Annotated in this window: 24 protein-coding genes; 6 read left to right on the top strand and 18 right to left on the bottom strand. The window is 64.4% G+C overall.

Going from position 1 to position 22,316, the window contains the following annotated elements; genetic code table 11:
• Window positions 1–11: 11 nt before the first annotated feature.
• On the top strand, window positions 12–1,019 hold the full coding sequence (locus KVT32_RS18445) for a tripartite tricarboxylate transporter substrate binding protein (RefSeq protein WP_193725313.1): 1,008 nt from the start codon (window positions 12–14) through the stop codon (window positions 1,017–1,019).
• Window positions 1,020–1,059: 40 nt separating this feature from the next.
• Here the strand turns inward: KVT32_RS18445 and KVT32_RS18450 are convergent, their stop codons facing one another.
• The 11 genes from KVT32_RS18450 to KVT32_RS18500 all read right to left on the bottom strand — a co-directional run bounded on the left by KVT32_RS18450 (window position 1,060) and on the right by KVT32_RS18500 (window position 11,371).
• The gene (locus tag KVT32_RS18450) at window positions 1,060–2,043 is read right to left on the bottom strand and encodes a tripartite tricarboxylate transporter substrate binding protein (RefSeq protein WP_217618644.1); all 984 of its coding nucleotides are present in this window, start codon (window positions 2,041–2,043) and stop codon (window positions 1,060–1,062) included.
• Window positions 2,044–2,122: 79 nt separating this feature from the next.
• Entirely contained in the window at window positions 2,123–2,983 is an 861-nt protein-coding gene (locus KVT32_RS18455; RefSeq protein WP_152385099.1) for an enoyl-CoA hydratase-related protein, read from the bottom strand.
• Window positions 2,984–2,998: 15 nt separating this feature from the next.
• Entirely contained in the window at window positions 2,999–4,216 is a 1,218-nt protein-coding gene (locus KVT32_RS18460) for a CaiB/BaiF CoA-transferase family protein (protein WP_217618645.1), read from the bottom strand.
• A gap of 148 nt (window positions 4,217–4,364) precedes the next feature.
• The gene (locus KVT32_RS18465) at window positions 4,365–5,249 is read right to left on the bottom strand and encodes a LysR substrate-binding domain-containing protein (RefSeq protein WP_217618646.1); all 885 of its coding nucleotides are present in this window, start codon (window positions 5,247–5,249) and stop codon (window positions 4,365–4,367) included.
• 150 nt (window positions 5,250–5,399) lie between these two features.
• Window positions 5,400–6,296: an oxidoreductase gene (locus tag KVT32_RS18470; RefSeq protein ID WP_152385102.1), complete on the bottom strand. Its 897-nt coding sequence runs from the start codon at window positions 6,294–6,296 to the stop codon at window positions 5,400–5,402.
• A 141-nt stretch (window positions 6,297–6,437) separates the two neighbouring features.
• Window positions 6,438–7,163 carry an amino acid ABC transporter ATP-binding protein gene (locus KVT32_RS18475; protein ID WP_056322950.1) on the bottom strand — a complete coding sequence of 242 codons (726 nt, stop codon included), beginning with the start codon at window positions 7,161–7,163 and terminating at the stop codon, window positions 6,438–6,440.
• Window positions 7,160–7,876: an amino acid ABC transporter permease gene (locus KVT32_RS18480; protein ID WP_152385103.1), complete on the bottom strand. Its 717-nt coding sequence runs from the start codon at window positions 7,874–7,876 to the stop codon at window positions 7,160–7,162. Before KVT32_RS18480 ends, KVT32_RS18475 begins: the two co-directional genes overlap by 4 nt.
• 1 nt (window position 7,877) lies before the next feature.
• On the bottom strand, window positions 7,878–8,579 hold the full coding sequence (locus tag KVT32_RS18485; protein ID WP_152385104.1) for an amino acid ABC transporter permease: 702 nt from the start codon (window positions 8,577–8,579) through the stop codon (window positions 7,878–7,880).
• A 28-nt stretch (window positions 8,580–8,607) separates the two neighbouring features.
• Complete coding sequence (locus KVT32_RS18490) at window positions 8,608–9,435, bottom strand: ABC transporter substrate-binding protein (RefSeq protein ID WP_056322942.1); 828 nt, start codon at window positions 9,433–9,435, stop codon at window positions 8,608–8,610.
• Window positions 9,436–9,482: 47 nt separating this feature from the next.
• Window positions 9,483–10,700: an aminotransferase class I/II-fold pyridoxal phosphate-dependent enzyme gene (locus KVT32_RS18495; protein ID WP_152385105.1), complete on the bottom strand. Its 1,218-nt coding sequence runs from the start codon at window positions 10,698–10,700 to the stop codon at window positions 9,483–9,485.
• Window positions 10,697–11,371 carry an RraA family protein gene (locus KVT32_RS18500; RefSeq protein ID WP_152385106.1) on the bottom strand — a complete coding sequence of 225 codons (675 nt, stop codon included), beginning with the start codon at window positions 11,369–11,371 and terminating at the stop codon, window positions 10,697–10,699. The genes KVT32_RS18495 and KVT32_RS18500 overlap by 4 nt, the downstream gene beginning before the upstream one ends.
• Before the next feature lie 212 nt (window positions 11,372–11,583).
• Here KVT32_RS18500 and KVT32_RS18505 point away from each other — a divergent pair, with 212 nt between their 5' ends.
• The gene (locus KVT32_RS18505) at window positions 11,584–12,483 is read left to right on the top strand and encodes a LysR family transcriptional regulator (protein ID WP_056322933.1); all 900 of its coding nucleotides are present in this window, start codon (window positions 11,584–11,586) and stop codon (window positions 12,481–12,483) included.
• A 98-nt stretch (window positions 12,484–12,581) separates the two neighbouring features.
• On the opposite strand, the gene KVT32_RS18510 is transcribed toward KVT32_RS18505, so the two are convergent.
• From KVT32_RS18510 to KVT32_RS18520, 3 genes are read right to left on the bottom strand one after another with little or no spacing between them, the layout of a single operon-like run.
• Window positions 12,582–13,685, bottom strand: a complete 1,104-nt coding sequence (locus KVT32_RS18510; RefSeq protein ID WP_056322931.1) for an NAD(P)-dependent alcohol dehydrogenase — start codon at window positions 13,683–13,685, stop codon at window positions 12,582–12,584.
• Window positions 13,686–13,688: 3 nt separating this feature from the next.
• Window positions 13,689–14,174, bottom strand: coding sequence for a universal stress protein (locus KVT32_RS18515; RefSeq protein WP_217618647.1), 486 nt, complete (start codon window positions 14,172–14,174; stop codon window positions 13,689–13,691).
• 11 nt (window positions 14,175–14,185) lie between these two features.
• A complete protein-coding gene (locus KVT32_RS18520; RefSeq protein ID WP_217618648.1) occupies window positions 14,186–14,818 on the bottom strand; it encodes a hypothetical protein in 633 nt (210 codons plus the stop codon).
• 244 nt (window positions 14,819–15,062) lie between these two features.
• Between KVT32_RS18520 and KVT32_RS18525 the strand changes: the two genes are divergently transcribed.
• Window positions 15,063–15,905, top strand: coding sequence for a L,D-transpeptidase (locus KVT32_RS18525; RefSeq protein WP_254636928.1), 843 nt, complete (start codon window positions 15,063–15,065; stop codon window positions 15,903–15,905).
• 31 nt (window positions 15,906–15,936) lie between these two features.
• On the opposite strand, the gene KVT32_RS18530 is transcribed toward KVT32_RS18525, so the two are convergent.
• Complete coding sequence (locus KVT32_RS18530; protein WP_217618649.1) at window positions 15,937–16,467, bottom strand: universal stress protein; 531 nt, start codon at window positions 16,465–16,467, stop codon at window positions 15,937–15,939.
• Between the two features lie 15 nt (window positions 16,468–16,482).
• The gene (locus KVT32_RS18535) at window positions 16,483–16,908 is read right to left on the bottom strand and encodes an Hsp20/alpha crystallin family protein (protein WP_217618650.1); all 426 of its coding nucleotides are present in this window, start codon (window positions 16,906–16,908) and stop codon (window positions 16,483–16,485) included.
• Window positions 16,909–17,071: 163 nt separating this feature from the next.
• Between KVT32_RS18535 and KVT32_RS18540 the strand changes: the two genes are divergently transcribed.
• On the top strand, window positions 17,072–17,590 hold the full coding sequence (locus KVT32_RS18540) for a universal stress protein (RefSeq protein ID WP_217618651.1): 519 nt from the start codon (window positions 17,072–17,074) through the stop codon (window positions 17,588–17,590).
• Window positions 17,591–17,601: 11 nt separating this feature from the next.
• Window positions 17,602–20,064, top strand: coding sequence for a cation-translocating P-type ATPase (locus KVT32_RS18545; RefSeq protein ID WP_217618652.1), 2,463 nt, complete (start codon window positions 17,602–17,604; stop codon window positions 20,062–20,064).
• Between the two features lie 52 nt (window positions 20,065–20,116).
• Here the strand turns inward: KVT32_RS18545 and KVT32_RS18550 are convergent, their stop codons facing one another.
• Window positions 20,117–20,629, bottom strand: coding sequence for a hypothetical protein (locus tag KVT32_RS18550; protein ID WP_227741275.1), 513 nt, complete (start codon window positions 20,627–20,629; stop codon window positions 20,117–20,119).
• 215 nt (window positions 20,630–20,844) lie between these two features.
• On the opposite strand from KVT32_RS18550, the gene KVT32_RS18555 reads away from it, so the two are divergent.
• Complete coding sequence (locus KVT32_RS18555; protein WP_217618653.1) at window positions 20,845–21,288, top strand: DUF695 domain-containing protein; 444 nt, start codon at window positions 20,845–20,847, stop codon at window positions 21,286–21,288.
• 31 nt (window positions 21,289–21,319) lie between these two features.
• Here KVT32_RS18555 and KVT32_RS18560 read toward each other — a convergent pair whose 3' ends face one another.
• The gene (locus tag KVT32_RS18560; protein WP_175157034.1) at window positions 21,320–22,312 is read right to left on the bottom strand and encodes a tripartite tricarboxylate transporter substrate binding protein; all 993 of its coding nucleotides are present in this window, start codon (window positions 22,310–22,312) and stop codon (window positions 21,320–21,322) included.
• Window positions 22,313–22,316 lie beyond the last annotated feature (4 nt).

Raw genomic sequence — 22,316 nt, forward strand, 5'->3', positions numbered from 1 at the left:
CAGGAGACAACATGACAAATCCCCGGATTCCAGCTCGGCGCCGCGCCGTCTCGGCCATATTGGCCAGTCTGATCGCCTGCGGCGGACTGCTGCTCTCTTCGCCTGCTCAAGCCCAACCGGCGTCTTGGCCAAGACAACCGATTCGTTTGATCGTCCCGTTCGCGCCGGGAGGCCCCGCCGACGCGCTGGCCCGCTTTATCGCCGCGCGCCTGGGCCCCGAGCTGGGACAGACGGTGATCGTGGAGAATCGCGCCGGCGCGGGCGGCACACTTGGAGCCGCCGAAGTGGCCAAGGCCTCCGACGGCCACACCATCCTCTTCTCGTCGACGGGCGCACTGGTGATCATTCCCGCCATCACGAAGAACGTGAGCTACAACCCAGACCGGGATCTCGTCGCCATCGGCTTGGCGGTGAACACGCCGCAGGTCGTGGTGGTGGCCTCCAAAAGCCCCTACACATCGCTTTCAAGCCTGCTCAGGGCAGCCAAGGCAAAGCCCGATACGCTGAACTTCGCGTCGGCGGGCAATGGCACCACCACGCAACTCGGCGCGGAATTGCTTAAGCGTTCCGCGGGCGTGTCCATCACACATATCCCCTACCGTGGCGCCGCGCCCGCCATTGCCGACGTAATCGGCGGCACCGTGGACATGATGGTCGCGGACGCGCCCGCCGTGTCCGCCTTCATTGCCGACGACCGGTTACGCGCTCTGGCGGTCACATCCTCCAATCGCATCTCCACTCTGCCTCAGATACCCACTACGGCCGAGGAAAGCCTGCCAGATGTGATCAGTGGGACTTGGTACGGCATCATGGGGCCCGCCAAGCTGCCCCGAGATGTGGTGGAGAAGATCAACGCCGCGCTGGGCCGCGTGTTGCGCACACCCGAGGTCGACGCGTTTATCAAAGGACAAGGCGCCGATCCGATGGGAGGCACGCCCGAGGAGTTCGCCATCTTCATTCGGAACGAGAGCCAGAAATGGGGCAAGCTGGCGCAGCAGGCCGGCGTGCGGATGGACTAACAAGGCGGACGCAGACGCGGTAAGGCGTTGGAGGGGCAGCTCATTCCGGCTCGATTCCAGCCGCCTTGATGACATTGCCCCATTTTTGAATCTCGGCAGCCTGAAACTGTCTCAACCCGTCGGGGGTCGTCGTCCACGCCTGGGTTGCCGAGTTCCGAAAGAACGTCTGCGCGCCGTCGCTGCCGACCGCCTTGACCAGTAGCTGTCTAAGCGTCGCTGCCACCGGCGCGGGTGTGCCGGCCGGTACGTAGGCGGCGAACCAATAGCCCATGTCATAGCCTTTGATGCCGGCCTCGTTCAGGGTGGGCAACTCTGGAAGCTGAGGCAGGCGTTCAAGGGTTGACGCGCCGAGCGGACGCAGTTTGCCAGCTTCGATCTGCGACAAGCCCGTCACGGTGTCAATCACCATCATGTCGATGTGACCACCCAGCAGATCGTTGAGCGCATTGGGATTGCTGTTGTAGCCGACCCAGACGATATCGGTGCCGGTCAGTTGCTTGAGCATTTCGCCAGCCATGCGGCTGGACGAATTTCCGCTGCCGAAGCTCAACTTTCCTGGGGCTTGCCGTGCCGCGCGAATCAACTCATCGGCGGTGCGATACGGAGAATCGGCTTTCACCACCAGAATCTGGCCGCCGCGTCCCAATCCTGTCAACGGCGTGAAATCCCCCACCGGGTCATAGGGGAGCTTCTTGAAAAGGTGCGGATTGGCGGCTTGCGTCGTATTGCTGGTGATTAACACCGTATAGCCGTCGGGGGCAGCTCGGGCAACATGCTGCGCGGCGATCATGCCGCTCGCGCCAGGTCGGTTCTCCACGACGACAGCCTGCCCCGTTTGTTGCGTCAGCGACGCTGACAATGCGCGTGCCAGCAAATCGGTCGCGCTGCCCGCGCCGAAGGGCACGACAAACGTCAGGGGCTTCGCAGGGTAATCAGCCGCTTGCGCCGATACGGCCCAGGCCATACCAAGGGCGGCCGACAACGACGCCGCCACGCGGATCATAAAAGCAGTGATGCGGATCATGATTTTTGTCTCCTGTGATTTGTCCGTGCCGGCGTCGAGGACCCGCACGTTGTGTATGCCACCGCCCGCGGTTGCGCTGTCAACGCACTCCAGCGGGTTGAGCCTGGAGATCGCGTCGGGCGCGTTTTGCCAGAAACTCGCGCACCACGGTCTTGTGTTCATCGCCGCAGAGCAAAATCGCTTGCATGGCGGCAGCAGCCTCCAGCGCCATCGGCAAGGTGGATTCGGCGGCATCCAATACCAGGCGCTTGGCCATGCGCAAGGCATGGGGGGGGTTCGATGCAATGCGGCGACCCAACGCGGCGCTTGTCTCGTCCAGCTCTTCCGGTGCCACGACACGGGAAACCATGCCTAATTGCAGCGCGGTCTGGGCATCGATGAACTCGCTGGTCAGTGTCAGCTCCAACGCCTTTGCCCTCCCCACGATGCGCGTCAAGAACCAGGCGCCGCCGATTCCGGAAACCAGGCCGAGCCGCAGGAAGCTCTCGGCAAACGTCGCGCGTTCGCTGGCCACACGCAGGTCGCACATGAGCGCCAAGTCGCAGCCGGCTCCGACCGCGGCGCCATTGACCGCGGCAATGGACGGCACCTGCAGTGCTTGCATTGCATGCGTGATTCGGTGCAGCGTCGATTTCAGCCGGGCGCGTAGCTCTGTGACCGACCCCTGCATCAAGTCGGATCCTCGAGCCATGTCTTTCACATTGCCGCCCGTGCAGAAGTACTTGCCATTGGCGCGCAGCAATACGCAATGAACGTCTGGCAGCGTATTGGCCTGCTCCAGTGCCTCGGCAAGGGCCTCAGCCATGCGCACCGACATGACATTGCCTGAATCCGGGTCATTCAGGCTCAATGTGAGAACGCCGTCGGCGACATCTTGCCGGATCAGCACATCACCCGGGACGCAGGCACTTCCCGAGACGCTGGATTCATTGGTTTTCATCGGTGTCTCCTTGGCTTATGTAGAAAATCGTTCGTGCTTACCCAGCACGCCGCTACTGAACATGGCGTCTATCTCGGCTGTGTCATAGCCGCATTCGTTCAAGATTTGGCGGCTGTGCTGGCCCAGCGTTGGCGCGGCCGTGATGGGGTCATGCGCGCTTGCTGCGTGAGCAGGCCCGGGCGCAAAGCCCGGCACGCGCACTTTTCCAGCAACAGGATGGTCAACCCAACTGTCGATTCCGCTAGCGGCGTATTCCTGCGAGCGGACGACATCGTCGTAGTTCGCTATCGGCGCACACAGGATGTCCAGTCCGGACAGCCGACTTACCCACGCTTCGGTGGCTCGCTGCCGAAACAGCGGCGTCAGCACCCGGCGCAGTTCTTCGCGATGCGCGACACGGCACTCATTACTGGCAAAGCGCGGATCATGTTCCAGCTCCCCCGCCCCCAAGACGGCGCACAGCGCCCGCCAGCGCTGGGGATGGTAGGCGGCCACCATGATCCATCCATCGAGGGTCTGGTAGGCTTCATTGGGTGCGGCGTAGGGAGCGGCGCTGCCAGCCTTGGCGGGTACAGCGTCCGAGGCGAAGAACGACGCGTACCCGATCTGCTGCAGCATCAGCGTCGCGTTGTAGAGGCTGATGTCCAAGTATTCGCCTTGGCCGCTGCGCTGTGCCGCGTTGCACGCCGCCAGAATCGCAATCGTCGCGATATAGGCAGTGACCATGTCGGCGACGGGCGTTGCGACTTTTACCGGCTCCCCGCCCGCGATGCCCAAGGTGCTCATCAAGCCGCTGGCGGCCTGGATGATGCCATCCACACCAGGCCGGCCTCGCAGCGGGCCGGTTTGGCCATACGCGGAGATCGAGCAGTACACCAAACCGCGGTTGCTGTCGGCCAGCGTGTCGTAGTCCAGCCCAAACGATTGCATGACGCCCGGCCGGTAGTTTTCGACCACCACGTCCGCACGGTTGATCAAGCGACGGGCGACTTCTCGGCCGCCGTCGGACTTCAGATCCAGCGCCATGCCGCGCTTGTTGCGATTCACGCTCAAATAGACGGCGCTTTCTCCCGCGATCCAGGGAGGGCCGATCTGCCGCCCGAGTTCCCCGCCCGGCGGCTCGATTTTGATTACTTCTGCACCCATATCTGCGAGCATCATGGTGCAGACGGGCCCCGCGAGTACGTGCGAGAAATCCACGACTCGCACACCTTGCAAGCTGCGTTTGAACATATCCTGGCTCCTGCGCGACACGGCCTGATAGGTGGTCGTGATCACTTGTCATGCGGGCAGAATAGGCAGGGCCGATCTAGCCGGCAAACGACTTTATCGGCAGGACGCTTTGACTTTTTGTAAAGAGGTCAGTGCAGGCGCGCGCGGTTCAGAGGGCGACGAGGGTGACCAGCCAATCGCGGAATAGACGCAACGCCCTGGATTGCGGCTTGCCCGTAGGCCACGCGAAGTAATACGTGTAATCCTCACGATCCAGCATGCGATCCAGCGGCGCCACCAAAGTCCCGTCCGTCAGCTCTTTCTCGATGAGGGCCTTTTGGGCAATGGCAACGCCATGACCTTCGATGGCGGCCTGGTAGGCAAGCAAGGAGGTTTCGTACTTCATGCCTTGCGCGGGGTTCACGTTGCGCAAACCTGCGGCACGCAGCCATAGCATCCAATCGTCGGGCCGGGCCATCGAATGCAGCAAGGTTTGCGTCGCCAGTTGTTTCCTTTGCGACAGCCGAAGCGTGGGGGCCACCACAGCAATCAACTCGTTGCGCACAAGCTGCAGGGTGCGCATCCCCGGCCAGCGGCCATCGCCCAGCTGTATGCCTGCGTCGATGTCTTCGCGCTGGAAATCCAGTGGTGCGAACGACGTCATGACTTGAACGTCGATGTCTTTATGCTTCTGATGAAAACTCGCCAGTCGCGGGATGAGCCATCGTACGGCAAAGGTGGCGGGCGACCTGATACGCAAGGTATCCCGGCCCACTTTGCTGCCGGAAACCGCCTGCGTGGCTTCGCGCAGGGTTGCGAACAACGGAATCAAGTCCGACAGGTAACGTGCGCCCGCCGGCGTCAACTCCAGGCGGCCGCGTATGCGTAAAAGCAGCGGCGTGCCCAGATAGCTTTCCAGCGCACGCACCTGCCTGCTGACCGCCGCAGGCGTCACGCACAATTCATCGGCTGCCTTGGAAACGCTAAGCAGGCGTCCAGTGGCTTCGAACGCTCGGGCGGGATTCAGTGGCGGAAGTAGATCGCGGCGGGCCATGGCAGTAAGAGTCTTACGTTGACGCGACGATACACGAACCAACGCAACGAGTATGCGGGATGACTTGAACAAGCGTCGCCCTCAAGGCGTCGTTCAGGGCGTTGCTCGAGGAAATCGGTCGTTCGCTTGGAAATGCCAGCGTCGTCGCGTTCAGCCCGGCCCGTCGCTCGCCGCAGCCAGCAAGGGCACGATGATGTCGCTGATCGGCGTGGATAGGCCATGGGCCTGTGCACGACGCGAGATCACGCCGTTTCGTATATCCCATTCCAGTGGCCGGCCGGCTTCGCGGTCCGTCAGGATGGACGTGCTCAGGTCGGGGGAAGCGGCCTGAAACTTGGCGAGGATTTCCTGCGGGACCTCGTCTCCAAGTTTTGCGCCTTCCGCGCGCGCGACAGACAGGCACTCTTGCAAATACGCCAAGGAGAGCTTGGCGATGTCCGGCCGCGCAAACATGCCCGCGCGGCGATGCGTGAGGGCCATGAGGCCAGCGACTGCGTTTTGCAGCAGCTTGCGCCAAGCCACAGACTGGAAATCTTCGGTGATTTCCACCGCACACTGAGTCCCCTGCAGCGCCTCGGCAACCACGTGAGCTGCCGGCATGTCGGGCAGGCTCAGGCGCGCATTCCCGCGCAAACGCACCGAGCCGTCGGCTTGCGCCTGCGCGGGGAACCACACGACAGCGGGGATGATCCGCGCGGGCGGCGCATGCGTTGCAACCGCTTCCAATTGCTCGACGCCATTCTGCAACGCGCAGACCACGGTATCTGGCCGGCACAATGCCGCGAGCCATCCCGATGCAGCCTCGGTCTGCGTCGCCTTGACCGCGAGGAAAACGAGGTCCATCTTGCGGCCGGCCTGGTCCGGATCCGTCAGCACAGGGCCGGGAACGTCGACGCGGCGATCGCCATCCAGGAGCGTCAGCCGGTCCCGGGGCGTGCGGCCGCACAAGAGCGGTGTGCGGCCGGCCTGATGCAGCGCGGCGGCAACCGTGGTGCCGATGGCGCCTGGACCAACGATGGCGATTGCGGTGTCTGTTTCGGGTGTCATGGCATGGCCTCCTTAATGGCTTGCAAACGACACCTTAAAGCGAAAACGTTGTCTGCCGCCTGAAGGCAAGCGTGCTTGCCAAGGCTGCTTGCGTCCCGTTCCAGCATGATGTGGCAGGTCTGCCATTGGCTTGGCGCAGCTTCAATGCCGGATTTCCGCCAGGAATTTCTGCGCCCGGGCCGTCTGCGGCCGGTTGAAGAACGCGTCCGGGGTGCCGGTTTCGACGATGCGGCCGGCGTCCATGAACCAGACGCGATCGGCAACTTCCCGGGCGAAGCCCATCTCGTGCGTCACGCAGACCATCGTCATGCCGTCCTTTGCCAAGCCCTTCATCACCTGCAGCACTTCACCCACCATTTCCGGGTCGAGCGCGCTGGTGGGCTCGTCAAACAGCATGACGGGCGGGCTCATGGCCAGGGCGCGCGCAATGGCGACGCGCTGCTGCTGGCCGCCGGACAATTGCGCGGGGAAGGCATCGGCCTTGTGCGCAAGGCCAACGCGTTCCAGCAGTTGCATCGCACGCTCGCGCGCTTCTGGGCGGCGGGCGCGCTTCAGTTGCAGCGGCGCCAGCATCAGGTTTTCCATCACGGACAGATGCGGGAAGAGATTGAACTGCTGGAACACAAAGCCGATATGGCTGCGCAGTGCGTCCAGATGCACGTCCTTGCCGTAGATGTCCTTGCCGTCGACTTCGATCACCCCTTTCTGGATGGGCTCCAGCCGATTGACGGTGCGGATCAGCGTGGACTTGCCGGACCCGGAGGGTCCGCACACCACGACGACCTCGCCCCGGGCGACCTGCGCGGTCACGTCGGCCAGCGCCTGATAATCGCCATACCACTTCTGCACTTCGGAAAATCGGATCATGTGGGCACCACTTTCTGGGTAGGCGCAGGTCCGGCGCGCCGGCGGCCGATGCGGCGTTCGGTCAGGAGCACCAATAGACTCAGGCCAAAATTCAGGACGAAATAGGTCAGCGCAAGCAGCCCGAAGACTTCAAAGGGCTTGGTCAGCAGGACGCTGTTGATCTGGTTGGCGGCGTAGGTCAGCTCTTGCACGCTGATCACGTAGGCCAACGAGGTCTCCTTTACCGTGGACACGAACTGGCTCAGCATGCTGGGCAGCATGTTGTAGAGCGCCTGCGGCAGAATCACCCGGCGCATCGTCTGCATGTAGGACAAGCCCAGCGCGCGGCTGGCTTCCTGCTGGCCGGGCGGCAGCGCCTGAATGCCGGCGCGGATGATCTCGGCCAGATAGGCGCTTTCGTAGCAGACCAGCGCGACCACCATGGTGGTCGTGCCCGCCACGGGACGGCCGATGATCAGAGGCACGAAGAAATACGCCCAGAAGATGAACATCAGCAGCGGCAGGCCGCGCACCAGGTAGACCACGGCCGACGAAGGCCAATAAAAGATGCGATAGGGGCTGATGCGGCCCAGCGCCAGCAGCACCCCGCACGGCAGCGCCAAGGCAAGACTGATCGCGGCCAGGCCCAGCGTGGCCACCAGTCCGCCGATAGGTCCATGCGGATATTGGCCGATCAGAAGCAGCAGCCAATTGTCTTTGAGTATGTCCCACATGTCAGCGGACTCCCAGCGGACGATAGCGTCGTTGCAGCATTGCGCCCCCGCCCATGATGACGAACGAGAGCACGAGGTAGATCACCGTCACGACCGCGTAGGCCTCGAACGTGCGGAACGTGTTGTTCTCGATCTCGCGTGCGGCCGCCGTCAGCTCGGTGACGCCGATGGCCATCGCCAGGCTGGTGTTCTTGAGCAGCAGCAGGGTCTGATTCAAGAGCGGCGGAATGGCGATGCGAAAAGCCTGAGGCAGCACGACTTTGCGCATGGTCTTCAGAAAACTCAGGCCCAGCGCGCGCGCGGCCTCGACCTGGCCGGGCGGAATGCCGCGCACCGCACTGCGCAGGTCTTCGCAGACATACGCGGACATCACCAGCCCTATCGCGATGCACGACAGGATGAATTCGCTGCCGTGGCTGTTGAGCCAGTCCGTGACGGGGGCCGGCAGCAAGGCCGGCACACCGAAATACCAGAACAGGATGTGCACCAGCATGGGCACGTTGCGGTGGAACGCGACGTACGTCGCGATCAATCCATTGGCAATGGGCGAGCCCGTCAGGCGGATCACCGCCAACAGGCTGCCCACAAAGAACGCCAGGATCCAGGCAAGCCCGGCCAGCGCCAGGGTGGTGATCAACCCCCTGAGCAGCCAGTCCGGATACTCGCCCTGAAAAATGGCGCCAAAGTCGAAGATGTAGTGCATCGAACCAGGCTCCAGGACGCTTGGTGCGTCAACCCTTGATTTCTTCGATGCGGAAGTCGCGCTTGATGTTGAATTGCGTGCCGGGGCCGAACCACTTGTCGAAGGTCTTGGCGGCCTGTCCGGACGCCTCCATGCCGTCCAGCACCTTGTTCACCTGGTTCAGCATCGCCGTGTCGCCCTTGCGCACACCGACACCCCACGGTTCGATGAACAGCGCCGGCTCCAGGATCTTGACGGGCACCGCGCTGGAGGCGGCCTGGTGTTGCAGCTTGACCAGCATCAGTTCGGACCCGACAAAGCCGCTCACCTTGCCCTGCTGCAGCGCCAGGAACGCACCGCTGGGATCCTTGAACGTCACGGGATCGACGTTCGGGATGTTCTTGCGCGCGCCTTGCTCCGAGGACGATCCACGCACCGCGCTGACCCGCTTGCCCGCCAGATCGGCCGGCGCCTTCAGGTCCTTGTCCGACTCGCGCGACAGGATCTTCTGCGGGCTCACGAAGTGCTGGTGCGAGTAATCGATCTGCTTGGCGCGTTCGGGCGACCACCCCAGGTTGGCGGCCACGACGTCCACACGGCCGGCAATCAGCTCGGGGATGCGGGCCTCGACGGCGATCAGCTTGAGCTCCAGCGGCACGCCCAGGCTGTCGGCCAGCGCCTGGCAGACATCCACTTCGTAGCCGACGATGCCGCGCGTCTTGGGATCCTGGAAGCTGAACGGCTCGGCCGTGCCCATGGTGCCGCAGATGAATTTGCCGCGGGCCTTGATGTCCTGCAGCGTGTCGGCATTGGCGGCGGGCGCCAGCGTGGCCGCCAGGCCGACAATGGCAACGAAGGAGGAGATGAACGTCTTCATGGGATTCCCTTGATGTGTAGGTATGGGTGCTACTTAAAAATCCGATATCAGGCCAGCCGGGCGCAGGCTTCGCGGATGCGGCGGCAGCCTTCTTCGATGTTTTCCATCGACGTCGCGAAACTGAGCCGCAGGTAAGGCGACAGTCCATAGGCCGCGCCGTCCAGGCCCGCGACGCCGGCCTCGTCCAGCAGGAACATCACCACGTCCAGGTCGCTTTCCAGCTTGCGGCCGTTGGGCGTCGTCTTGCCGAGCAGGCCTTCGACCGACGGATACACGTAGAACGCGCCTTGGGGAACCGGGCAACGGATGCCAGGCACCTCGTTGAGCAGCGCCACGATGCGGTCGCGCCGGTCGTGGAACAGGGCCGCGGCATCGCGCACGCATTGCTGGTCGGCCGTCAGCGCGACCCGCGCGGCCGACTGGCTGATGGCGCTGACGCAGCTGGTGCTCTGCGAAATCAGGGTGGCCATGGCTTTGATCAACGCCTTCGGACCGCCTGCGTACCCCAGGCGCCAGCCCGTCATTGCATAGGCTTTGGAGACGCCGTTGATCGTCAACGTGCGCGCGGCCAACGCCGGCTCGACGGCCGCGGGCGACGCGTGGCCCTCGCCGCCATAGGCCAGGTGCTCGTAGATTTCGTCGGTGAGGAGCCAGACCTGCGGATGACGCGCCAGCACCTGCGCCAACGCGCGCAGCTCGTCGGCGCCGTACATCGCGCCGGTCGGATTGCTGGGCGTGTTCAACAGCAGCCACTTGGTGCGCGGCGTGATGGCGCGCTCGAGCGCGTCGGGGGTCAGCTTGAATCCGTCGGCCTCCGTGCAGGCCACCACGACCGGCGTGCCGTCGTTGACCAGGACCATATCGGGATAGGACACCCAGTACGGCGCCGGAATGATGACTTGGTCGCCGGCCTGCACGGTGGCGGCCAGCGCGGTGAAGATCAATTGCTTGGCGCCCACGCCGACGATCAGTTCATCCAGGCCGTAGTCCAGTCCGTTCTCGTGGCGGAACTTGGCGCGCACCGCTTCAAGCAGGGGCTTGGCGCCGACCGACGCGGTGTAGCGGATGTCGCCGCTGTTCAGCGCGTCGATGCCGGCCTGCACGATGTGGGCAGGTGTGGGCAGATCCGGCTCGCCCACCGTGAAATCGATGATGTCGCGGCCCTGAGCGCGTAGTTGATCCACGCGGCTCTTGGCCATCATGCTGGGCGAAGGCTTGATGGCGCGCGCGCGTTCGGCCAGGAATTCGGGGGTGACGGCGTTCATGCCAGCCCCTTTGCCGCAAACGCGGCCTGCATCCAGCTCTGCGTTTTCTCGCCGGTGGCGATTTCGGCCATGATGCGCGCTTCCTTGTCGGCGTGCGCATGGGCTGCGGCAATCAGCGCGTCGGCGTCCGACACGGCAAAGCTGACCAGCCCATCTTCGTCGCCCACCAGGATATCGCCGGGATTGATGACCTGACCGCCGATCGACACGGGCACATTGACTTCGCCGGGACCGTCTTTGTAGGGACCGCGGTGGATGTGGCCGCGCGCGTAGCAAGGGAAGCTGTCGGCTTCGAAGGCTGCCACGTCGCGGATGGCGCCGTCGACGACCACGCCCGCGCAGCCGTGGATCTGCAGATAGCGCTTCATGATCTCGCCGAGCACGGCGTTGGACAGATCGCCGCCGGCGTCCACCACCAGCACGTGGCCCGGCTGGATCTGCAGCATGGCCTTGTAGATCATGAGGTTGTCGCCGGGGCGGGTCTTGACGGTCAGCGCCGTGCCCACGAGCTTGCCCGCTCGGTTGTAGCGCCGCAGCCCGGTGATGCCCTCGCGCCGCGCAAGATTGTCGCTCAGATGCGGCGTGACGATGCCTGCAAGCGCTTGCAGGATGGCGGCGGGCGCGACGGGAGATGCCGGCAGTATGCGTGCGCCGGTGGAAATGGTAGCCATGACGATCTGCTTGTCCTGAATCGAAGGCCGCTCGATCTCCGGCTTTATGAAGCGGATCCGGTCGGCAGGAATTGAGTCAGAGCGAATGGTGCGAGCTTTTGCGATTCCGAAAAAGGGATTAAATTTCAGCGAACTTCATCACTTTTCAGAATATAGGGGTTACCCCTTAAGGGAAAATTCGGAATGAACTCTACCGATCTCATGGGCGCCGCATGCTGACTTTCAAGCAAATCGAGGCGCTGTATTGGACGGTGCGGCTAGGCACGTTTTCCGCGTCTGCGCAGAAGCTGCACACCACGCAATCGGCAATCACCAAGCGCATCCAGGAGCTGGAAGCCGACTTCGACATCGCCTTGTTTGACCGGTCAGGCCACCGCGCCGAACTGACGGCGCGCGGTCATGAAATCTACGCGCTGGCCGAACAGATGCTGGGGCACCGCGACCGCCTGCTGGCGCGCCTGAAAGGCCAGCACACCCTGACGGGCACCTTCCGCTTCGGCATCACGGAGATCACCGCGATGACCTGGCTTCCCGCCCTCATCCGCCTGCTGCGAGTCCACTATCCGCGCATCACGCTGGAGCCGCATATCGATCTGGGCGGCGACCTGCACAAGCGGCTGCTGGCCGGGCAGCTGGACATGGCCTTTCTGCATGGCGAATTCGCCGAGCCGAACCTGCAGGTCGTGGCGTTGCAGCGCCTGGAATTTGCGTGGATGGGCAGTCCCGACCTGATCGACACGAGCCACGTCTACACCCCGGCCGACATCGCCCGCCTGCCGCTGCTGCGCCAGAGCCGCGAGTCCGGCCTGAACATGATCTATGACGAATGGCTGCGCCCCCACACCGCGCAAAGCAACATTTTCACCATCAACAGCCTGATCGCGATGGCCGGGTTGACCGCCGCGGGCTTCGGCGTGAGCTGCCTGCCGCGCGACTATTTTGCCGAGATGGTCAGCACGCGGCAACTCGTCATTGCGCGCACCAGCGTGGCGCCGCCGCAATCGGTGTACAGCGCGATGTTCCGCCGGGACGCGGATGTGGCGTTTTGCGAGAGCGTGGCCGAACTGGCGGAAAGTTGCTGCGAATTTTCCGTGGGCTGGCGTTTACGTTGAAGTGCGAGCGCAACCAGCACCTGGCCAGGCTGCCGAGGATGCGGCCCGCCGCAAGCCCGCCCAGGCTCGCCACGGCGCCGGGGCTGGTTGTAGAGGAATCAGGCCCCGGGCCGGATCGCAACCTTCAGCACGTTATCCCGCTGATTGGCGAACAGGTCGTACGCGTCCTCGATCTGGTCCAGCGCGAAGCGGTGCGTGACCATTTTTGCGAGATCCAGGCGGCCCGACTGCAACACGTTCATCAGCCGGCGCATTCGCTCTTTGCCGCCCGGGCAGAGCGCCGTGTTGATCTTGTGGTCGCCCAGACCGGCGGCAAACGCGGATACCGGGATCTTCAAGTCGGCGGAATAGACGCCCAGACTGGACAACGTGCCTCCCGGCTTCAATACGCGCAGGGCGGATTCAAAGGTGCTTTGCTGGCCCAGCGCTTCGATGGCCGAGTCCACGCCTTTGCCGCCGGTGAGACGCAGGATTTCCTCGACGACGTCGCAATCATGGAAATTCAGGACGATATCGGCGCCCCACTGGCGAGATATTTCCAGACGCCGCGCATTGCCATCCACGCCGATGACCGTGGTGGCGCCCAGCAACCGGGCGCCCGCCGCCGCGCACAGTCCGATCGGGCCCTGCGCAAACACGGCCACCGTGTCGCCAATGCGGATGTTGGCGTTTTCGGCGCCCTTGAATCCGGTCGACATGATGTCCGGGCACATCAGCACCTGCTCGTCGCTCAGGCCGTCTGGCACGGGCGCGAGATTGGCCTGCGCGTCGGGAACCAGCAGGTATTCGGCTTGGGCGCCATCGATCATGTTGCCGAAGCGCCACCCCGCGGTGGCGCGGTAGCCGTGACATCCACACATGCCACTGGCCACCAGATAGCTGCCGTCCTGCGAGGGCGCACCGTCCTGCGCGGCGTAGGAATTGAAATTCGGGCAGATCGCGCCGGCGATCACGCGCTGGCCCTCGGAATACCCCGTCACGGCGCTTCCCAGCTTTTCGATGACGCCGACGGGTTCATGGCCGATCGTCAGGCCCGGCTGCACCGGATACTCGCCCTTGAGAATGTGGATATCCGTGCCGCAAATGGTGGTGGTGGTGATCTTGATCAACGCGTCATTGGGCCCGACGTCCGGAATGCGCTTTTCGCGTATTTCAATGCGGCCCGGGCTGGCAAAGACGACTGCTTTCATCGTGGTATTCATGCCCTACCTCCAACTGTTGACGAGTGGTTGAACGGCCTTTGGCGCAGCCTCGCGCACGAGCAGCAAGGGGACGGCCACGCCGCGCGGCAGGTTCGGGGCCGGGCTGGCCATCGGCATCCTGCGCACGTCGCGCGACCGGTGCGCCCCGATCACGATCAGATCGGCCTCCCAGGCCCGGGCCTCGGCCGCCAGGCATTCCTCGAACGAGCGTTCGCCTGCTTCGAGGAGCGCGCTATCGACGGCAATGCAGTTGGCGCGCACCTTTGTTGCCGCATTGCGCAGCAGTTCGGCGGCATGCTCAAACAATAGCGCCTGAATTTCCGCCGGGAAATAGCAATTTGCGCCTGGCGCGCCGGACGACGGCTGAGGCTGGACGATACAGATCAGCCGAATGACCCCGTCATGGAGAAAGGCCAGGCGTATTGCCTCATCCAACCCCGATTCAGAGGTCGAGCTGCCGTCAATCGGTATGAGAATCCGTCTATACATGGCCGCGAGCATCAAGGGGGGAAGGGGATTGCGGTTTTTCCACGGCAGGCATCGGTTTGATCGGCGCACATGTAAACCGGGACCTTGACGAACAGCATGCCCTGGAGCGACAGGCCTCGAACCATTTCGGTTTCCGACAGGATGAAGCCCGCGATCGGTTCAACGACCAGCTCGCGCGCGGCCATGGCGGTTTCGTCCAGGATCTGGATGGTTCCGCTGGCGCCCTCTTCCCACCCCGGCCCGACCTGGAACCCGCGCAGGGCCGGGTAGGACGAAAAGACCAGGATCAGCGACTTGTCGTTCAGCCCAAGCACCGAGCCCGGCGGACTGGCGATGACGTTGTAGTAATTGCGCCCCTCGGCGGCGTCGATCAGTACACCGCGTCCATAGGCCATCCCCAGGATGCTTCCGTCGGCGTGCAAGGCGGGCACCACCAGCACGCCAAATGACCGGCCAACCAGCGCCTTGGCCGCGGGCGACAGACGATAGAGGCGCAACAGCGTGGCCTCGGCTTCCTGATCAACGCGGTTCAACAGGGCGGGCGGTACCGGCATCAATGAATCCGCCGGCTGTGCGAACGCGGGGCCAGCCGGCAGCAGGGCCAGAATCAGGTGAAGCAACACGGCGAGGACGCTTGTCTTCATGGATTTCATCTTGAACCTGTCTGGCAAGCGCTTGTTGACCAAAATCACGAATTCGACGCTGACCGGCGGCCCTTGCGCTGGGGCTTGGTCGAACGATCCTTCGCACGCGTGCCGCATCCTGGCCGGCACGCACGCCGCAATCGGAAGAGAGATTGACCGGCGTCAATCGCGTCCGCGGCAGCCGCGCGATCATGATTGCATGGCCAGGCCCCGCGGCCTGGCACGCGAAAGCGCCGGAGACACCATGAAAAACAAGCCGAGTTCCGTGGGGGGATCGGGCCATGGCCCCGCCACCGCGCGGGCTGCAGTGTGGTGCGCCGTCCTGTCGGCGATGATGACCAGCCCGGTACCGGCCCAGGTCACGCCGCAGGACGTCATGCAGACCTTTGCGCTGCGCGTTGCGCCCGCGCTGACGGTTCCGGCCGACGAGCAGATCCGCTATGCAAGCCTGGCGCTGGGGATGCTCAAGGAAGCGGGGCTCGGCCTGTTGGGCCCGCAGTACGCCCTCGTGGTCGACCGCAATCCCAAGGTGCAGGCGGTCTTCCTCTTTTGGCTGCCCGCCATCGGCATGCCCGTCCATGTGGGCGCGGCGCCGGTGTCGACCGGCAGGATCGGCCAGTTCGATCACTTTGAAACGCCCACGGGCGTGTACCCGCATACCTTGGCCAATCCGGACTTCCGCGCCCAGGGCACGAAGAACGCGAATGGCATCCTGGGCTACGGCGCCAAGGGCATGCGGGTCTATGACTTCGGCTGGCAGCAGGCATTGCGGGGATGGGGCAATGGCGGCGTGAGCACGATGCGGCTGCAGATGCACGCGACGGATCCCGTCCTGCTGGAATCCAAGCTGGGAACGCCGCAATCCAAAGGCTGCATCCGCATTCCGGCAACCCTGAACCGCTTGCTCGACAGCTACGGATTGCTGGACGCCGACTACGAGCTCGCGGCCGATCTGGTCGCGCCGCCGTGGGTGCTGCAACCCGGCAGGACGCCCGCCGATGGCGCCGGACGCTATCTGATCATCGTCGACACCGAACGCGAGAGCCGGCCGGACTGGGCCGTGCCGGCGCGCGCTGCCGCACATTGATTGACCGGGCCGATCCGCCTGCCTGGTGGATTCAGAACGAGTCGACGAGATACGCGAGACTAGAGGCGATTTCGGCCTGACGCCCGCCGTGCACTGAGCGGCGTTGCGCTTTTCGCGCGGATTCGTGCACCAGCAGCATGGGCGCGGCGCGGCGGGCGTTCCTGGTCCCGGCGCCCCGGGGGATGGCATTAAAGCCGTCCCCCCCGCGAGCGCCTATGACGATCAGATCCGCGCCCCACGCGTCGGCCTCCTGGGCCACGCGCTCCTCGAAGGATTGTTCGCCTGCCTCGAACAGCGCGCTATCGACCGGGATGCAACGTGCGCGCACCCGGCGCGCGGCGTTGCGCAGCACTTGAACGCCAAGCTCGCGCGACAGCATGCGCACCTCTTTTGGGGAATAGCAATCCGCGCCGATCCGCGAGGACAGGGGCAGTTCCCCGACCACGCAGATCAATCGAATGCGAGCGCTGTTGCACACGGCCAGACGCATGGCTTCGTCCAGCCCCAGTTCGGCGGTCTGGCTGCCGTCGATGGGAATGAGGATCCGTCTATACAGGGACATGGCTGTAAACCGCCGTCATTCGATCTGCAGCGTCTTGTTCCGGCTTCCCGCCGATTTGGGTAGTGTCAGGGTCAGGACGCCGTTCTCGCAGACCGCCTTGGCGGCCGCTTCATCGATGGGGCTGGCCAGCGACACGGAGCGTTGAACCTGGCCCCAGAAACGCTCTTGGCGGATGACGTTTCCCGCCTCTTTCGTTTCACTGTGCTTTTCCTTGTTGGCCGAGATCATCACCGTGTTGCCATCGATCTGCACGGTGATGTCCTTCTTGTCGATCCCGGGCACGTCGGCCTTCAGGACGTACTTGTCGCCTGCCTCGGTGACATCGATATCCATCCGGGTGGCCTGATCCTCCCCGTTCTGCCGGATCGGCCGCAGGAACGCCTGGAAAACGTCCGCGAAGGGTTCGCTCGAAAATGGGCTGTATTGCGTCAAGCGCGACATGGCTATCTCCTTTTCGTGAGGATGAGACGCGGGAGGTTCGCCCGCCTCTCCATGTTGCCCCCGTCCGGAATCGCCAAATTGACCTTTGTCATGCAGAAATCGGGGACAAACGTCGGGCTCCGCGCAGGCCTGGCCGCGCTCGCCCACGCGATCGGGCGAAAGCTTGACTGACGTCAACTTCCACGACCGCATCGGCGCGATGATGGCATCACGCCCGAGCCATGCGGCCCGGGCAGATACTGCTATCGGAGGGGTCGTGAAAAACGTGCTTATCCCCGTTGACGGATCGGGCAATTCCCTGCGCGCCGTGCACTATGTGGTCGACCAGGTCCGCGAACATGGCCCTTGCGCCATCCACCTGCTGAATGTGCAGCCGCCCATTGCTTCCGGCGCGATACTGGCGTTCTTTGAGCCGGATGCCATCGAGGAATTCTATGAGGACGAAGCCAAGGCCGCCCTCGCGGAGTCGGAGGCCTTGCTGGACCGCTCGGGCATCGTCTATCAAAAGGCGACGCGGGTGGGCAACATTGCCGAATGCATCAAGGCCCACGCCACCGAGCAGGGTTGCGACCATATCGTCATGGGGTCGCGAGGATTGGGCGCGGCCGGCAGCCTGTTTCTGGGATCGACCACGCTGAAGGTGCTGCACACCGTTCACATTCCGGTGGTGCTGATCACCTAGGCCGATGCGCCATGCCTTCGCCGGACCATCAGCGCACCCTGGCCTCGATCAGCCTGGATCTGGTCAAGGATCCGATGTTCGCGTTGCTGCTGGCCGGCGGCGGCCTGTACACATTACTAGGCGCCTGGCAGGAAGCGGCGCTGCTGCTGCTTTTTGTACTGGTCATTTTTGCGCTGACGGTGGCGCAGTCATTACGTACCGCACGCGCCCTTGACGCATTGGATCGTCTGGCGGCGCCCCGCGCCCTGCTGCTGCGAGACGGCAAGCGCCACTGGGTGCCGTCGGCCGAACTGAAGCCTGGCGATGCCGTGCTGCTTGCCGAAGGCAACCGCGTCCCCGCGGACGGCCGGTTGACGGACGGAGAGGGTCTGCTGGTAGACGAGTCGCCGCTTACCGGCGAGTTCCAGCCCGTGTACAAGCGGCTATCGGGCACGGTTGAGGGCGATGCCGAGGTGCTGAGCGAGACGCTGGTGCTGTCGGGAACCGGCACCCTGCGCGTTCTTGCCGTGGGAGACGACACGCGGTTGGGCGCGCTGGGCCAGTCGATGCGGCAACTGACGCCGGAACGCGCGCCCCTGGAATTGCAGACCCGCCATTTCATCCTGCGGTTCATGTGGGTGGGGTTCTTCCTGTCGCTGGCCACCTGGGCCCTGTACGTCTACATGCGGGGAGGATGGTTCGAAGGGATGCTGGCGGGCATCGCGTTGGCGATGAGTCTGCTTCCCCAGGATTTCCCCGTCATCGTGACCATCTTCTCCGCGCTGGAAGCCCGGCGCATCGCGGGCGAAGGCGTGCTTGTCCGCAAGCTGAGCGTGGTCGAAACCCTGGGCAAGACCACCGTGTTGTGTGCCGACAAGACGGGCACCATGACGACAAACACCATGGTCGTTCGCGCGCTTTACGCTGGCTCAGTGCGGATCGATGCCGCCGATCTCGCGGGCGCGGCGGCGGCGGATAGCGCGGCCGAGGCCATGACCCTGGCCGAAACGCTTGCGCTGGCGAGCGTGCCCGATTCCGGGGATGCAATGGAGGACGCCTTTCGCATTTTTGCCGCGTCGCTTGGCGGGCATCCACCGGCGGACGGTCTTGCCTTGGTTAAAGCCTATCCCTTCTCGTCCGCACGGTTGGCTGTGATCCACGTCTGGGCTACGGCGCAAGCGGATGACGCCCGTCTCGCGTGCAAGGGCGCGCCGGAGGCCGTGTTCAAGCTTTGCCAGCTTTCGCCGGCGCGCACGGCGCAGCTGCTGGCCGAGGTCCAGCGCATGGCCGCGGCGGGGCTGAGGGTGTTGGCGGCGGCCAGCGGGCGCTGGCCGAACGGGCGGCTTCCCGATCAGCCCGACGACCTGCCGCTGCAGTTCGCGGGCTTGGTGGGCCTGGAAAATCCGCTGAAGGAAGGCGTGGCCGAGTCGGTCGCCGCGTGCGATGCGGCGGGCATACGCGTGCTGATGCTGACGGGCGACCATCCGGAGACTGCCCGCGCCATTGCCCGCCAGGCGGGCATTCCGGCGGACTACGTGGCTGAAGGCGATGTGCTGGCGCGGGAAGGCGGCGAGCATCTGGCCGAACTGGTGGGCCGCACCTGCGTTTACGCGCGCGTAAAGCCGGAACAGAAGCTGCGCCTGGTCCAGATGCTCAAGCGGCAAGGCGCCATCGTTGCGATGACGGGAGACGGCGTCAACGACGCGCCCGCATTGCGCGCGGCCCACGTCGGCATCGCCATGGGCGCGCGTGGCACCGATGTCGCGCGCGAAGCCGCCGACCTGGTCCTGACCCGCGACGACTTCTCGGACATCTTGAACGCGGTCCGGCAAAGCCGCCGCCTGTTCGACAACCTGTCCAAGGCAATCGTCTACATCGTCGCGGCGCATGTGCCGATCGCCGGGCTGGTGATCCTGCCACTGCTCTTTGGCTGGCCGGAACTGCTGCGCCCGGCCCATGTGGCGTTCCTGGAGATCGTCATCGGCCCCCTGTGCGGACTGGCTTTCGAGTCCGTCGCGGCAGAGCCGGACCTGATGCGCCGCCCTCCCCTGCCCGTCGAGAAGCCGCTGTTTTCACTACGAACCTTCCTGATTGGCCTGGCCCTGGGGCTGGCGCTGTTGGCATCCGCCGGCGTTCTTTACGCCTGGCTGCAGCAGACCCAGACGCCCGCGGATACCGCGCGCGCCACCGCCTTCTGTGCGCTGGTGCTGGGCAATCTGACCTTGATGGTCAACAACCGCTCGCCGCATCAGCGGCACGCCGGCACTTGGGACGGCGCCACCCGGCTGGCGGTCGCGGCGACGCTGGCGCTGCTGGCCCTGACGCTGCAATGGCCTGCCCTGCGCGGGCTGTTCGAATTCGGCCCGCTGGGCCTCCGGGAATGGGCGGCGGCACTGCTGGCCGCGGTGACGGTGTGGCCGGTGGCGCGAGGACTGCGGCCGCTGGGCCGGCCGCTGAGCGCGGCAGGCGCGCTGCCATGCGGGGCCGCTCGATAACGCCGCGACGCGACTGGCGTCGCCGCTGCCAGGCGCACACCCACCGCGGCGGTCACCGTTGTGGCGTGGCCGAATTGAGTTGCTGCTGCAGCATCTGCTCCATCATCCGCTGCTGCATTCCCATGTATTGGTCGCGCATGTATTGATGCTCCCGGACCTGTTCAGGCGTCAGTCCGGAGTAATTGCCTCTCATGGCGTTCCATCCCATCATCGGGCCTCCCCGATGATGGGGGCCGCCGCCACCCTGCGCGCAGCAAGGTCCCATGCCGCCCGTCCACATCTGGCGCATCATGCCCATGGTGTTCTGCATGAGCTGCCGATGCTCAAGCATGAGCTTCTGCCGCGCATCCGGATCGGTGGTCTTCTGGATCTCATCCATCTGCTTTTGCATGTTTTCCAGGTTATCCCTGACTTGCGCAGCCTGTTTGTCGAAGTCCTGGACATTGCCGCCCGGCGAGGCAGGCTGGGCTGGGCGCGCGGGCGCGTCAGAGGGCGGCGCGGCAAGCGCCAAGCCAGGGGCCGACAAGGCAAGCATCGCGGCAATGGCCGCAGTCTTCATGTTCATGATCGATCTCCACCCGATTGCCAATCGCACAAGGTTCACTGCGCGCAACGCCTGCGCAGCGCCAGCATAGATCGGCCAGAAACCCCGAAATTGACAATCGTCAACATCCCCGAGGCCCCTGCGCAGGGCCGCTGCAAGGGCCCCGCGGCCCGTCTGGACCGCTTGCGATAGACTCGTGGCCTGTTTCGACGAAGTAGTGAAAAGGAGTTCAAGCAATGCCCAGCATTTTTCCAGGCGATCTTTGGGCGGTGGGCGAAGCCCGCGTCAACGGACTGCCGGTCGTCATCCGCTTTCGCGCCGGTCTGCCGGCCGAGGCCGACCGCCAGATCAACGAGAACCTGATCACCATCACGTGGCCGTACGAGGGCATCGAATCGGGCATGCCCAATGATGAAGACAAGCAGCGCACCAACAGCTTCGAAGAGGCCGTCGAGCAGGGCTTCGAGAATTCGGACGCCGGCGTGCAGGTGGCTTGCCTGACGGGCAATCATCAGAAAGAATGGCGCTACTACACGCCGAATGTCGAGGCGTTTCTGGATGCGTTCAACAAGTGCCTGGCAGGGCACCCCGTGTATCCGATTCAATTGCGCATGTTCCAGGATCCGGACTGGAAGGCGCTGTCGGAATTGCAGCCGGAAGGGTCCGACCAGCTGCATTGAACGCACGCCCGCGAACACGGGGCAGGCCCGCTCAGGGCTTGTCCGTGATTCCGGCGTCCTGGATGATCCGGCTCCAGCGCGCCTCTTCCTCCTTGACGTACTCGCCCAGCGCGGCGGGCGTGCCCACATCGGGCGCCAGGCCTTCCAGCTCCAGCGCCGCGCGGAAATCCGGATCGCCGGACGCCTTCCTGATTGCCGCGTTCAACGTGTCGATGACGGCGGGCGGCGTGCCGTTCGGCACGAACACGCCATACCAGCTATCCACGAAATATCCCGCCTCGCCCGCTTCCGCGACGGTCGGCACATCGGGATAGGCCGGCGAACGCTGCTTCGTGGTCACGGCCAGTGCGCGCAGCTGGCCGCTCTTGATGTGGCCGCTGACGCTGGCCGAGGTCGAGAAGATCATGTCGATCTGCCCGCCGATCAGGTCGTTGATGCCGGGGCCGGCGCCCTTGTAGGGCACGTGCAGGATGTCCACCTTGCCCAGGCTCTTGAAGAGCTCGCCCGCCAGATGGGCCGAGGTGCCGTTGCCATAGGATCCAAACGTCAGCTTGCCGGGATGGGCGCGCGCGTAGGCAAGGATCTCCTGCACGCTCTTGAACGGCGAGTTCGGCGACACCACCAGCACGTTGGGCGATTTGCCGATCATCGCGACCGGCGCGAAGGCCCGCTCGGTATCGTAGGGCAGCTTCTTGTGGATGGCCGGGTTCACCGCATGGGCGAACGTGGCCATCAGCAAGGTGTAGCCGTCAGGCGGACTCTTGGCCACGTTCTCCGTGCCGATGATGGTGCTGCCGCCAGGGCGGTTTTCCACCACCGCGGTCTGGCCCAATTCCTGCGTCAGGCCCTTGGCCAACTGGCGCGCGATCAGATCCGTGCCGCCGCCCGGCGTGAACGGCACGACGATGCGCAAGGGCCTGTCGGGGTAGGCCGCGCGCGCCTGCGGCGCGGCCAATGCGCCCAGCGCCAGTACCGCCGCGGCCATGGCGATGCCGCCACGCGTGAAGAAGTTTTGCTGTTTCATGGTT

This window comes from Achromobacter sp. GbtcB20 (genome assembly GCF_019091095.1).
In the GTDB taxonomy this organism is placed as follows: Bacteria; Pseudomonadota; Gammaproteobacteria; order Burkholderiales; family Burkholderiaceae_B; genus Achromobacter; species Achromobacter mucicolens.

What these genes read in the sequence shown, in the direction of transcription:
- KVT32_RS18495 (WP_152385105.1), bottom strand. Translation starts at nt 10,700, where the DNA reads ATGAACGCCGTCACCCCCGAATTCCTGGCCGAACGCGCGCGCGCCATC.
- KVT32_RS18560 (WP_175157034.1), bottom strand. Translation starts at nt 22,312, where the DNA reads ATGAAACAGCAAAACTTCTTCACGCGTGGCGGCATCGCCATGGCCGCG.
- KVT32_RS18510 (WP_056322931.1), bottom strand. Translation starts at nt 13,685, where the DNA reads ATGAATACCACGATGAAAGCAGTCGTCTTTGCCAGCCCGGGCCGCATT.
- KVT32_RS18465 (WP_217618646.1), bottom strand. Translation starts at nt 5,249, where the DNA reads ATGGCCCGCCGCGATCTACTTCCGCCACTGAATCCCGCCCGAGCGTTC.
- KVT32_RS18485 (WP_152385104.1), bottom strand. Translation starts at nt 8,579, where the DNA reads ATGCACTACATCTTCGACTTTGGCGCCATTTTTCAGGGCGAGTATCCG.
- KVT32_RS18470 (WP_152385102.1), bottom strand. Translation starts at nt 6,296, where the DNA reads ATGACACCCGAAACAGACACCGCAATCGCCATCGTTGGTCCAGGCGCC.
- KVT32_RS18550 (WP_227741275.1), bottom strand. Translation starts at nt 20,629, where the DNA reads ATGAACATGAAGACTGCGGCCATTGCCGCGATGCTTGCCTTGTCGGCC.
- KVT32_RS18490 (WP_056322942.1), bottom strand. Translation starts at nt 9,435, where the DNA reads ATGAAGACGTTCATCTCCTCCTTCGTTGCCATTGTCGGCCTGGCGGCC.
- KVT32_RS18460 (WP_217618645.1), bottom strand. Translation starts at nt 4,216, where the DNA reads ATGTTCAAACGCAGCTTGCAAGGTGTGCGAGTCGTGGATTTCTCGCAC.
- KVT32_RS18450 (WP_217618644.1), bottom strand. Translation starts at nt 2,043, where the DNA reads ATGATCCGCATCACTGCTTTTATGATCCGCGTGGCGGCGTCGTTGTCG.
- KVT32_RS18535 (WP_217618650.1), bottom strand. Translation starts at nt 16,908, where the DNA reads ATGTCGCGCTTGACGCAATACAGCCCATTTTCGAGCGAACCCTTCGCG.
- KVT32_RS18515 (WP_217618647.1), bottom strand. Translation starts at nt 14,174, where the DNA reads ATGTATAGACGGATTCTCATACCGATTGACGGCAGCTCGACCTCTGAA.
- KVT32_RS18545 (WP_217618652.1), top strand. Translation starts at nt 17,602, where the DNA reads ATGCCTTCGCCGGACCATCAGCGCACCCTGGCCTCGATCAGCCTGGAT.
- KVT32_RS18530 (WP_217618649.1), bottom strand. Translation starts at nt 16,467, where the DNA reads ATGTCCCTGTATAGACGGATCCTCATTCCCATCGACGGCAGCCAGACC.
- KVT32_RS18525 (WP_254636928.1), top strand. Translation starts at nt 15,063, where the DNA reads ATGAAAAACAAGCCGAGTTCCGTGGGGGGATCGGGCCATGGCCCCGCC.
- KVT32_RS18555 (WP_217618653.1), top strand. Translation starts at nt 20,845, where the DNA reads ATGCCCAGCATTTTTCCAGGCGATCTTTGGGCGGTGGGCGAAGCCCGC.
- KVT32_RS18455 (WP_152385099.1), bottom strand. Translation starts at nt 2,983, where the DNA reads ATGAAAACCAATGAATCCAGCGTCTCGGGAAGTGCCTGCGTCCCGGGT.
- KVT32_RS18445 (WP_193725313.1), top strand. Translation starts at nt 12, where the DNA reads ATGACAAATCCCCGGATTCCAGCTCGGCGCCGCGCCGTCTCGGCCATA.
- KVT32_RS18500 (WP_152385106.1), bottom strand. Translation starts at nt 11,371, where the DNA reads ATGGCTACCATTTCCACCGGCGCACGCATACTGCCGGCATCTCCCGTC.
- KVT32_RS18505 (WP_056322933.1), top strand. Translation starts at nt 11,584, where the DNA reads ATGCTGACTTTCAAGCAAATCGAGGCGCTGTATTGGACGGTGCGGCTA.
- KVT32_RS18520 (WP_217618648.1), bottom strand. Translation starts at nt 14,818, where the DNA reads ATGAAGACAAGCGTCCTCGCCGTGTTGCTTCACCTGATTCTGGCCCTG.
- KVT32_RS18480 (WP_152385103.1), bottom strand. Translation starts at nt 7,876, where the DNA reads ATGTGGGACATACTCAAAGACAATTGGCTGCTGCTTCTGATCGGCCAA.
- KVT32_RS18475 (WP_056322950.1), bottom strand. Translation starts at nt 7,163, where the DNA reads ATGATCCGATTTTCCGAAGTGCAGAAGTGGTATGGCGATTATCAGGCG.